The sequence below is a fragment of the Phormidesmis sp. 146-20 genome, from assembly GCF_052939475.1.
Map to the genome: position 1 here is coordinate 281629 of NZ_JBJPHT010000003.1, position 11436 is coordinate 293064.

Here is an 11436-nt window from a genome sequence, read left to right on the forward strand (position 1 = left end):
CAAACGGGGCCCTTGACTTCATACTGCCTCTGATCCTGGTCGAAAAGTCAAAAAACTTAATAAAACTCTGCATTCAACGTCAGGATATTTTCCATAGATTCAGTTAGATTGTCATAGAGATTGCATCCAGCGTTCACAAACCGCGTTTAGTGTGGAGGAGTTTCAGCATTTAGAGCCACTTGAGCAACTGTCCTACCAAGATTGCGGCTCTCAGGAGTCTCCTGTGTACTCTAAAGCTAACTTGTCCGTAGTTGAGTGATGCTTCTACCCCCGGAGAAAAAGATTACGATCGGCTAAGACTCTACTTGTTACTTTAAGTCACCGAAATTTCTTGAGTCTCGCTACGGATGTCTTCTCGCTTTCGACGCTATCCACCTACTCCCACAACAACTCGATGAATCGATCCACAAGGCGCTTCCCGCTTCTCCAAGTTGCCCTATGCAGTGGTTTCGTTGCTGCGACGGCGACCCTGACGCTGTTTGGCCCTGGACGGGCCGTTCGTGCCGCTCTGCAAGACAGCCCCAAAACAGTGATCGACGAGGCCTGGCAAATCGTCAATCGCGAATATGTCGATGGTACGTTCAACAAAAACGATTGGAAAGCTGTTCGCCAACGCCTGTTGAACAAAAACTATACATCGAGACAAGAAGCTTACGAAGCCCTGCGAACCGCCCTGAAGCAATTGGACGATCCCTACACGCGCTTCATGGATCCTAAGCAGTACGAAGCTTTGAGCAATCAAACGTCTGGAGAACTCTCTGGAGTAGGAATTCGTCTGGAGCTAGATGAGAAAACTAAGGTCTTGACGGTGGTTGAGCCGTTAGAAAATTCTCCGGCGATTCGGGCGGGGGTCAAGTCGGGCGATCGCATTACAGCGATCAATGGCAAACCCACCAAAGGCATGAGTGTTGAAGACGCTTCTAATCTGATTCGAGGCGAAGTGGGCACTAAAGTGACGCTCAAAATCGGACGCACTGGATCTGGCGACTTTGATATGCCGTTGACGAGAGCCAGAATCGAGCTACAAACTGTGCGATATGGGCTGCGTCAAGAAGGCAAGAATCGGGTTGGCTATATTCGTCTCAATGAGTTTAGCAGCCATGCTTCTGAGCAAATGCAGCGAGCGATTCAAGATCTGTCGGCTCAAAAGGTCGAGGGGTTTGTGCTAGATCTGCGGGGAAATCCGGGCGGTCTGCTGCAAGCAAGTATTGAGATTAGCCGCATGTGGCTCGACAAAGGCGCGATCGTGCGGACGGTCGATCGTAAGGGTGGCAGTGACGAAATGGCGGCAAATCGGACTGCTTTGACCAAGCTGCCATTAGTGGTCTTGGTAGACGGCAACTCGGCCAGCTCTAGCGAGATTCTAACGGGCGCGCTCAAAGACAACAGACGGGCGACCGTAGTGGGTAGTCAAACCTTTGGAAAAGCGCTGGTGCAGTCGGTGCATTCGCTCTCAGATGGGTCAGGATTGGCGGTGACGATCGCCCACTATTACACGCCCAACGGCACTGATATTAGTCAAAAAGGCATTACGCCAGATGTCAAGATTGACCTGACCGATGCTCAACGGCAATATCTAGCAACCAATCCTAAACTGATTGGCACCAAGCAAGATCCTCAATATGCGCGTGCGTTGTCTGTCTTAGAACAAACGGCTCTCAAGCCAAGCTCTTCACAACAGAGCGTAAACGCGAGATAGGCGTTGATGCTCAAAAGAACGCTGGGATGTCTTATATGTCCTAGCGTTCTTTTGCGTTTGGGTCAAATGCTCTCAATGCCTGGAGGGGTTAGAACCACTAGAATTAACGAGTCTGGATTCATACCGAAGTGAACCCTTTCAACGAATTCACGTAGAACTAGGAACTAATGGGCGAAAAACCGAAGTGAGAAAACTTTTCACCCAATTGAGGTTGGATTAGTAGGAAGCTGTAGCTGGCTAACTAAATGCACCAGTTCTGGCAAGATTAGCTTTTCGAGGGCGAGTTTGACGGCGTTTGAAGAGCCGGGGATCGAAAAAATTAGCTTGCCTCGATAGGTTCCAGCGATCGCTCGTGATGCAATGGCCCTCGATCCGATCTCCTGGTAACTCAGGGATCGAAAGATTTCTCCAAATCCTGGCAGCGTTTTTTCGAGGAGTTGCTCGATCGCGTCATAGGTGGTGTCTCTTGGAGCAATGCCCGTGCCGCCATTGAAGATGAGTGCGTCTAAGTCAGACCGATCGCTCAACGCACTAAGTTGCGATCGAATCTGATCAGGTTCATCTTTAACCAGCGTGTAGTGCCCAATTCGATGTCCAGCCTTTAAAAGAAGCTGCTGAATGAGTTGACCACTGCGATCGGTTTCTGGAGTTCGAGTATCACTCACGGTAATGACAGCACAGCCGACCGCCACACCGGGAGTGTCAGGATGAGGAGAATGGGTCATGAGTGACAAGCTAGGATTTTTGGAAGCCCAACTCGTTTTGTTGAGCGTAGCGCTCCATAAATCGCATAAACCGCTCCCACTCTCCTACAGACTTCATGATGTAGAGGGCTTCTAGCGCTTCGGGCTTGCCGTTGACAAATTTGGCTTTGACTTCACGAGTGGTCAGTTCGCCTTCTTCGTCGATCATGTACATGCCTGTAATGTCGTCGGTGCTAGAGTTATCTAAGGCTCTGGGCTTGTCAAAGTAAAAGGTCGCCGTTCCGTTGGTGCCATCTTTGGAGCGAGTCAGGCGGACATCAGGAACTACGTCTTCATCAACGCCTCTAGAAAATTGAATTTGAACCATAGCTTTACGATCGCGATGTGATTAGGTAAACCCTATTCTCCCATCTTAGGGATCGTTCCACAAAGCCTGAAAAGAGTTCTGAGCTTTAAACCAAACATCCTTTTTAGTCCATCCGGACGAAGTAAAAAGAAGTTGGCTAACTCAGAACTCTTTGAGCATCAAATTCCTAAGCGTTGACAATGTAGGGGGAATTTAGCGAAGCGACCCGTCCGTCTCTCGCAAGCGTTTGGTAAACCATTGCAGACACTTCGGCTCTCGTCGCATCTCGATTGGGACTAAACTGGCGCACGTTGGGGAAGTTGACGATGATTTTCTCCTGAGTCGCCGCCGCAACTTTGTCTTGAAAGGGCTGAGGAATTGAGGCGCGATCGTCGTAAGAATTTAAGACGCTCACATCTCCCGGAGGAATGTTGAATCCGCTCACCAGTGACAGCGCCATCTGAAGCCGAGTTACATTTTGGTTGGGCTTAAAGGTACCGTCAGGAAAGCCCGAAATGAATCCTGCGCGATAGGCTTGTTCGATCATTGGCTTTGCCCAAAAGTCCGCCGGAACGTCTGAGAAACTAATCGCGGCTCGTCGGGGCGCAGGGTTAAAGGCTTTGGAGAGCAGCGCAGCGTATTGGGCGCGAGTCATGGGGGTGTCAGGTTTGAAGGTGCCATCGGCAAAGCCGCTAATAAAGTTTTGATTAGACAGTCCTAAAACAAACTCTTTAGCCCAGTGCTGAGTCATATCGGTAAAGGTGGCGACTGAGGCATCGGGGTCAACGATAAAGGCGGAGGCGATCGCAGGGGCTTTATTGGTCGCCACCAGAGATTGATACACGACGGCTGCCACTTCTGCGCGAGTCATCTCCTGCATCGGTTTGAGTTGAGAAACGGTGGGATGGTTGACCACCATCCGTTTTTGAGTCGCGGTTGCGATCGGATTGACGGCATAACTGGGAATTTGGGCGCGATCGGCATAGGCTGCTACAGTGCTTGGCGTTCCTCCGGTCAGTCCCAAACCATTGACGAGTGAAACAAACGCCTGCACACGAGTTAAGTTTTGACCAGGGCGAAAAGTGCCGTCGGGAAAGCCTGCAATAAAGCCCATTCGATTGGCCTTGGTGATGCCGTCAAATGCCCAAAAGCCCCGCGAAACGTCTGAAAAGTTGGTGGCGGCTTGCTTGAGCGGTAGATCGTAAGCTTTGGCAATAATGGTCGCATATTGGGCACGAGTTAGCGGAGCTTCTGGCTTAAAGGTGCCGTCGGGAAAGCCACTAATTAATCCTCTGCTCACCAATGCTTGAATAAAGGACTCTGCCCAATGTCCTCGAACGTCGCTCAGTCCACTAGGCGTGGGAGTGGGAGTCGGGGTGGGAGTTGGGACGGGAATCGGGATTGGAGTCGGGGTGGGAATCGGGATTGGAGTCGGGGTGGGTGTAGGAACTGGAGTTGGGGTGGGAGTTGGGGTGGGAGTTGGGGTGGGAGTTGGTGTAGGAACTGGATTCGGCGTGGGAGTAGGAGTGGGGATATCACTAGCGATCAGGTCGATCGGCCCCTGTATTTTAGTTGGATTGAGTTGATTACCGACTGAGGCGATCGTAATGGGTGGATTTGTAGAATTTTGTAGATCAAACTCGCCGTTGTCCCGAATGATGTTGCCTCCCGGATCTTGACTGCTGCCTAAATCGGGAAGGGATTTCTCTAGCGCCACCAATCCAGTTTCTCGGTTGCGTTCTACAGTATTGCCACGCATCACGGGACGAGCCGATCGAGACAATACGATGCCTGCTCGATTCTCAAAAATGCGATTATCGGTGAGTAAGGGGGCTGCATTGTCGCCGATCGCCATGCCAAATCCTGTATTCTGACAAACGTTGCGCCGAAATTCTCCTTTGGTGTCCCGCACGATCGAGATGCCGTTGGCCGCATTTTGGTTAAACACGCAGTCCAGAACGGCTGGATTTGAGGTGCCCGTCGCAAAAACGCCTTCTCGCTTGCAGTTGACAAAGGTGCAGTTGGCGATTGTAGGAGCCGTTGACTCGATCCAAGCTCCAGTGCCACGATCGTCCGCATTCGTCACGGTTACGCCTCGCAGTTGAGCGTTGTTTTGCAGCAAGAAGGTCACATTTTGTTTGGCAAACGTGGGACTCAAATAGGAGCCACTTCCCGTAATCTGAATGCCGCTGCCTTTGTTCGATTCGTTGCCAATGACAGTCACCCCGGAGGGAATGGTGAGCGGAAAGGTTTCGCCGTTGGCAGTGGTGTAGGTGCCGGGCGCAAGCTGAATGGTCGTGCCTGATTTTGCCTGTTGAAGCGCACGAGCGATCGTTTTAAGGGGTGCCGCTTGGCTTCCGGCTGCACTATCATTGCCGCTACTGGGGTTTACAAAAATCATCGGGGCAGTAGACTGAACCATAATCTTAAAGGGCTAAATCAGTAAGGGAGGACGGGAATTTTTCTGAGATTATTTGTAGGCAACAGCCCTACGCGAGACGATTCCAGGAAGTGTTGCGAAGCATTTCATGATAGCCAGGGTCGATCGCGCTGCGCGTTTCTTTTCGTGAAGGGTCGTGAATTAGAGAATTCAAAGCTCAAAACTCTCTCTCGCTGCTGACTCTCAATCTCAAACTCGCGGCTATGATCGTCGTTAACTTGGGCGGTGAATCATTACGCGATGAGGTAAGCAATGCTGGTGACTGTGGTAGTGATCAATGTGCTTTTGGCGATCGGTTGCTTTTATACAGCGTGGCGCGTATGGAAACTTAGACTGGCCTTGTCAAAGGCGGCAGATGCGCTAATTGCAGCAGAACTTAGCACGCACAAGGTTTTGTCAGGTGCGCCCGAAGCGATTCTCAAAGGTCAGATGGGCAGTCGTCAACTTCGCCAAAGCTATCAGCAATTAGAACCCAAATTTCAGCAAGCTCGGCAAGCACTCGCCCTTCTGAGTCTGGGGAGCCGCGTTTTAAATCGACGATCTCTTCGAGTTACCCGCGAGGGGTCGCTTCGGGTTACCCACCAGGGGTCGCGCCGTCTGCCTCTTTCGCGACTCAACAAAAAAGCGGCAAACCGTAGATAGCCTTCAGGCAATTGTACTTTTAGCTTGCAGCAGTCTACTTGGCAGGGTTTGGCACCGAGAAGCGACAAATTTAAAGGTTTATCCAGGAGATCTGCCCAATGTTTGAGGGCATGGGGTGAAATTTTGGCAAAATAAAGAAAACAATTGAAAATTAAATTTGTACTTGATTAAAAATTAAAATTGTCCTCAATCGCTTGTGCTGAGTTAACCGAGAACTATGTCAAACAATCGCTCTGGAGCCTTCTTAGGAGGAATGATCATCGGAGCCGCCTTCGGAACGATCGCGGGACTCTTGATCGCACCTCGTACCGGGCGAGAAACTCGACAACTGTTGAAAAAATCAGCCGATGCCCTCCCCGAACTTGCTGAAGACTTATCGACCACAGTACAGCTTCAAGCCGATCGGCTCTCAGAAACTGCCCTAAGAAACTGGGATGGCACGCTAGTTCGGCTTCGTGAGGCCATCTCAGCCGGGGTGGAAGCGACTCAGCGAGAGCAGCAACTTACCCGTAATGATGTTGACTCCCCATCAGACTCAAAACCTGTGCGCGATCGTTTGTTGTAGGCAATGGTGATTAACCCCATTTTTTGGTTAGGATTATCGATTTTGCTGGTCGCAGTGAGTCTGACTGCCGTCCTAATGGCGGCTGTGCCTGCTTTTCGCGAGTTAGCAAGAGCCGCCCGCAGTGCCGAAAAACTGTTTGACACCCTCAACCGCGAGCTTCCTCCCACGCTCGAAGCCATTCGTTTAACTGGGCTAGAAATTACAGAACTGACTGACGATATGAGCCAAGGGGTGCAAAGCGCTGGGCAGGTCGTTAAGCAGGTGGATCAAAGCGTCACTAGCGCAAAACAGCAGGTTCAGAAGGCTCAGGTTACGACGCGCAGTGTGTTTGCGGGCGTAAAGGCCGCGTGGCGAACCTTAAATCAATCCTCCGCCAAATCGCGGACTAATCGGTTACCTTCGACAAACCGCACTTCTGTCGATTCGGGAGATTCCAGGCGCAGTCCAGCCGCTCACGCTTCCGATTATGTTTCTTATTCTGAGAATCTAACTGAGTCGAGCGATCGCTCCGATGAGACTCCTGACCAAGTTTCTCAAACCCACGAGCTAGAAAACGGTCAGTCTCGAATTGGAAACGATCGCCTCCGAGTCTCTAAAGAAGCTAGACAACGCAAGGATAATAAGCCAACGACGCGCGGTGAGGTCGATCGCTAGTTCACGTTCAAAATCAAGTTGACTTCAGCATCCATTAGGGTGCTTTTTTGTTAAGAAAACTTTTTGAGCAAATTGACTGAGTTTTGAGAAGGCTTCTAATATTAGATTAGAGTTAACTAATGTAAAGAAAAGTAGGCTTTATCACCTCCCATTTTTTCTGTATCGGTCAACTCCTCTATGTCTCTTTCCACCCCACCCCTTCAGCCGTCAATGCAATATTTTTTGAACGATCGCCTTTTGAAAGCAATTACTGCCTTTGTTTTGGCGCTGTCGATCTGGACAATCGCTCCTGCTGCCCACGCTTACAACAACCCCGACCTGCTGCCTGATAAGCCCACTAATGTTATTGACCTGGCCAAGTCGCTGACCGCAGTTCAAGAAGAGGCGCTTTCTGAGGATTTGTCCAAATTTGAAGCGGAAACAGGCTGGAAGATTCGGGTATTAACTCAGTTCGATCGCACTCCTGGGACAGCGGTCAAAGACTATTGGGGGCTAAATGAGAAAAGTCTGATGATGGTGGTCGATCAGCGGGGCGGCAACATTCTCAATTTCAGCGTGGGCGATGCGTTTTACCCGCTCTTATCGAGAACGTTTTGGATCGAGCTACAGACTCGTTTTGGCAACCAGTTTTTTGTCCGAGAAAATGGTGAAGATCAGGCGATCATTCAAGCGTTGGATGCGGTGAAGTATTGTCTAAAGCAGGGCGGATGCAGCGTTGTACCAGGTTTGCCTCAAGAACAGTGGATTTTGACGTTGGTGACCTCGATCGTCGGTGGTGTGATTTGCGGATTTGCTGGACATCCTCGCAAAGAAGGACAAATTTTTGCCTGGCAGTGGGCGCTTATTTTCTCGCCACTCTGGGGAATCTTGTTCCTAGCGTTTGGGGTCGGCCCGGTCGTGACCCGCACTTCTGAATGGCTACCCTTATTTCGTAACGTTTCAGGGTTTGCGATCGGGGCCCTCGTCGGATACTTGACTCCTGGCTTTAATCAATCGTCCACGTCTGAAACTTAATGCGTTGTTGGGGTGGGGAGCGATCGCGTGTCTGCTCTCCTTTCAACGGAGTGCGATTCTTTTACAAAAGTGTATACTGTATACACTTTGCCCCAAAAAAAACAGCCTGTGAAGGCTGCCGAAAAACGCTCCGAAGCAAGTCTGTCTTTATCTAACCAAATTTGACTGGGTTTGACTATCACACGATCTAGTGATTTTACGGGTTAGAGAAGAGCCTCTCAAGCTAAATTTGTGCTTTAAGCAAGAAGTTAGCTTTCTTCTAGTGTTTGATCAGCAACAAAGTTAATTTTTACCTTTCAGCTTCAGGTTTAACAGGTAACTGCTCAGGAAGCGTCCAACCTCCGTTTGATTTTGAGGCTCCATCGCGTGGAGCAAGGGTCATGACTGAAATGAAGGTTAGTTCCATGAGTTCGATGTAGGCCTGGATATCGACCTGATCGGCGATCAACATTTCGCGGTACTGCTGTTTGATCTGAGTGAGTTTTTGTAAGGCAGCTTGAGGGTCAAGTTGTAGCGATGCCTGCCAATCGTCGAGTAACAGTAGGGTGTCCAAAACAAATCGTTTGCGCTGTTGCTCTAATAGGGTGCGGCATTGATCTGCAAAGGTTTGCGTTTTTTGACGAACTTGCTCATAGGTGTCTGATGTAATCGTGCCTTCGATGAAGAGTAAGCGATGCTCCTGGCTGAGTTCTTCGATGCCGTCTAGGGCTGGTTGAGCGTCGAGGGGCAGCAGGTGTCTCAGTTCACTAATTCGCTTGACGGTGGTTGTGACTAGCTTTTTGGAGCGATCGTGCCGCCATTTCTGCAAAAACACCCCCGCGCTGCTCGTTCCGATCAAGATCATTAACCCAGCCTGAAGATCACTGTTGTTTTCCCAGTACCGAATCCAGGCATCTCGCGGATCGCCCTGCTCGTAGACATTTTGGGCCGCTGGGTGAATGTAAAACAGCCCTTTTTGTAAGAGCGATCGCGCTTCTCCAGCCTGCAAATCTGGATAAAATTGTGAAAACTTTCGAGACGTAGACAAAATTGACCAGGTAAGCAGCCCAACCGATCGATGGCTGACATCGGGACGAGTCACTAAAACTGTTGCAGTTGAGAGGGTCGGGATACTTTTTGCTGGGATGGCAGGACGGGCGCTATAGGTGCCAATCGGGATCGTTGCGGCTTGATAAGAACCTGGATCGCGAGTCGTTAGATAGTTAATAACTTCTGGCTGAAGGGGAATCAGCCGTAGCTGGGGATGGGTCAAAAACTGCTCACGAACTTTATCGCTGGCTCCCACACTGCCCACATAAATCGCAGCCTCCACCTGCCCCCCTGACAGTCTCTCAAACAGTTGGTCAAAATTGGAGTCATCTGCACGCACCTTTAGCCCGATCGCCTTGACCAATTGATCTGCTGTAAACCGAATTCCACTGCCCTTTGACCCCATCCCGACTCGTTTGCCCTGCAAATCAGAGAGCGATCGCAGTCGAGCATCTTTAACGATCAGATGAATATCTTCATTGGCCAGGGTGGCGATCGCCTGCACTTTTCCTTGCTTCATGGCATCGCTGACGACATCTAACTGCACTAGCGCAAAATCAACCTGGCGATCGAGCAGTCGCTGTAGATTTTCTCGTGACCCTTGAGAACTGAGATTTTGAACATTCATGCCCACGCTATTGTCAGCCGAGTCACCAATTTGGGCGGCTAACCGACTGTAATAGCCATTAGCGGTGCCACTAGAAACCGTGACGCGATCGGGTGGTCGATTACAACTTCCAACTCCCAGCAACATGACTCCACAAACGAGATGAAGCGGTAAGCGTTGCCAGAAAGCTGCGCGCAGCGATCGCAAATATTGTTTTTGCATGGGACGATAGACAGGCTCACGATACAAATTCACTAGGATGCTGACAAACAATTTTTGTCGAGTGTAGAGGCCGACAACTTGTACTTTTCAGCAACTTGAATGATTGGACTTGGCTGAGTCGCGATCGACAGTTCCAAGATGATATGAGGATTTTAGCGCCTCTAATCAAGCGTTGTATCGAATGCTCTATCAAGAATGTTGACATTGATGAAAGCAGAAGCAAATTACGGTTTTTCCATGAAGTCGTATGCGTCCTATTCCACCAGCGAAGATTCGAGGGAATGCTCGACCATGTTAATTCATACTAACTATTAATATTCTGTTAATAATATTCTATTAATGTTGTTGTGTAACCCCGTCGCTCAAAAACTAGTCAATGGTTAGTTCTATCTATTGAGTTAGTTGGACGGGTAAAAACTTGTTTGAATCGATGAAGGGCAGAGTGGAGAAGTAGGACAAGATTTGGGAGAATTGCAGCTTGATCAAGCCATGCTGAGTAGGCAGGCGATCGTAGCCGAATCCAGATCCCCAGTCGTGCATCAGCGGTCGTTAAAATCATTGGAATGTTTTTCTCTGACAGCGCCCATGCAAGCTGATAGGTTCGTAGTCTTTGAGTAGTTTCAAACTCTTTGACTAATCCATAAAATTCATGCCTAAAATTGATTCCTTCCAGGACTTTTCCTTCTCGATAAAAGCGAAAAGATGGCACAAGTTTTTCTTGAACAATAAGCGGCAACTTAGAAGGCACGATCGCTGCTGATCTAAATCCTAAAATATCAAGAATTCGCCGTTTGATTTCGATTAAGCTTTCCTGCTCATAGTGGGATTTTTCAAGATTTTGAGAAATTTGCGTTAAAGTTTCTAATTCCCACTTTTTGGCGGCGATTTTATGGTCTTCTAAATAAAGGTCAGTCAAAATTTGATTAATATCTAACTCAGATAAAAGACGATCTTCTGTCTCATTTGCCAAAAGAGGATTGGCTTGATCAATATTTTGCCGAAGTAGTTTGCGAATGTAGTATTGAGCAAATGGTGAAAGCTGCATAAATTGCTCCTGCAAAACGCCGTAACGTCATAGAAGTTTAATTCTCTAAGCAAAATCAGCAGGCTGTAAACTCTTCAAATCGAGGTGAACAAAAGCTCTATTTAAGTTAAGAAGTGCAACCATTTCTGGCTTTTCGAGCTTAACGTTAGAAAGTTAAAGGTTCCTGGAATTAAAGGCTGTAGCTGCTACCACTGGAGGACATAAATTACACCTAACGCTGAAGGCTCAATAACCAGAAACGTCTGACAAAAAGTTTTCTATGTCTACTTTTAGCCGATAGCGAAGTAAAGTTCTTGAGTGAGAACTCTGAATATTGCTGAATCTTGTAGTTAGGCGCTGGCTTAATTAGTGAAAAGCTGATTTGATTAAAAAAAATTGCTGCGGAAGCGGGTCTTCAGGCATTGAAGATATCTATTAACGTGAATTCGATGAGAGTTTTTTCGCTTCGTTGTTCACGGCTTCTGCCCCC

The 11436-nt window shown here is 48.9% G+C and carries 10 protein-coding genes; 5 read left to right on the plus strand and 5 right to left on the minus strand.

What is annotated here, in order from left to right; genetic code table 11:
• The first annotated feature begins 394 nt into the window (after positions 1 to 394).
• On the plus strand, positions 395 to 1699 hold the full coding sequence (gene ctpB, locus ACKFKH_RS04770) for a carboxyl-terminal processing protease CtpB (RefSeq protein WP_446857096.1): 1305 nt from the start codon (positions 395 to 397) through the stop codon (positions 1697 to 1699).
• A 197-nt stretch (positions 1700 to 1896) separates the two neighbouring features.
• Here ctpB and ACKFKH_RS04775 read toward each other — a convergent pair whose 3' ends face one another.
• From ACKFKH_RS04775 to ACKFKH_RS04785, 3 genes are all read right to left on the minus strand, one after another.
• On the minus strand, positions 1897 to 2424 hold the full coding sequence (locus ACKFKH_RS04775; protein WP_446857097.1) for a MogA/MoaB family molybdenum cofactor biosynthesis protein: 528 nt from the start codon (positions 2422 to 2424) through the stop codon (positions 1897 to 1899).
• 10 nt (positions 2425 to 2434) lie between these two features.
• Positions 2435 to 2770: a photosystem II reaction center protein Psb28 gene (gene psb28 / locus ACKFKH_RS04780; RefSeq protein WP_446857098.1), complete on the minus strand. Its 336-nt coding sequence runs from the start codon at positions 2768 to 2770 to the stop codon at positions 2435 to 2437.
• Between the two features lie 166 nt (positions 2771 to 2936).
• Positions 2937 to 5171, minus strand: coding sequence for an S-layer homology domain-containing protein (locus tag ACKFKH_RS04785; RefSeq protein ID WP_446857099.1), 2235 nt, complete (start codon positions 5169 to 5171; stop codon positions 2937 to 2939).
• 270 nt (positions 5172 to 5441) lie between these two features.
• Between ACKFKH_RS04785 and ACKFKH_RS04790 the strand changes: the two genes are divergently transcribed.
• The 4 genes from ACKFKH_RS04790 to ACKFKH_RS04805 all read left to right on the plus strand — a co-directional run bounded on the left by ACKFKH_RS04790 (position 5442) and on the right by ACKFKH_RS04805 (position 8064).
• The gene (locus ACKFKH_RS04790; RefSeq protein WP_446857100.1) at positions 5442 to 5831 is read left to right on the plus strand and encodes a hypothetical protein; all 390 of its coding nucleotides are present in this window, start codon (positions 5442 to 5444) and stop codon (positions 5829 to 5831) included.
• A gap of 217 nt (positions 5832 to 6048) precedes the next feature.
• Positions 6049 to 6396, plus strand: a complete 348-nt coding sequence (locus ACKFKH_RS04795) for a YtxH domain-containing protein (protein ID WP_446857101.1) — start codon at positions 6049 to 6051, stop codon at positions 6394 to 6396.
• A gap of 6 nt (positions 6397 to 6402) precedes the next feature.
• Complete coding sequence (locus ACKFKH_RS04800) at positions 6403 to 7050, plus strand: DUF948 domain-containing protein (RefSeq protein ID WP_446857102.1); 648 nt, start codon at positions 6403 to 6405, stop codon at positions 7048 to 7050.
• Between the two features lie 177 nt (positions 7051 to 7227).
• Positions 7228 to 8064 (plus strand): TPM domain-containing protein, encoded by an 837-nt coding sequence (locus ACKFKH_RS04805; protein ID WP_446857103.1) that lies wholly within the window; start codon positions 7228 to 7230, stop codon positions 8062 to 8064.
• Positions 8065 to 8353: 289 nt separating this feature from the next.
• Here the strand turns inward: ACKFKH_RS04805 and ACKFKH_RS04810 are convergent, their stop codons facing one another.
• Both ACKFKH_RS04810 and ACKFKH_RS04815 read right to left on the minus strand, forming a co-directional pair.
• Entirely contained in the window at positions 8354 to 9955 is a 1602-nt protein-coding gene (locus ACKFKH_RS04810; protein ID WP_446857104.1) for a TAXI family TRAP transporter solute-binding subunit, read from the minus strand.
• 340 nt (positions 9956 to 10295) lie between these two features.
• Positions 10296 to 10967 (minus strand): hypothetical protein, encoded by a 672-nt coding sequence (locus ACKFKH_RS04815; RefSeq protein WP_446857105.1) that lies wholly within the window; start codon positions 10965 to 10967, stop codon positions 10296 to 10298.
• Positions 10968 to 11436 lie beyond the last annotated feature (469 nt).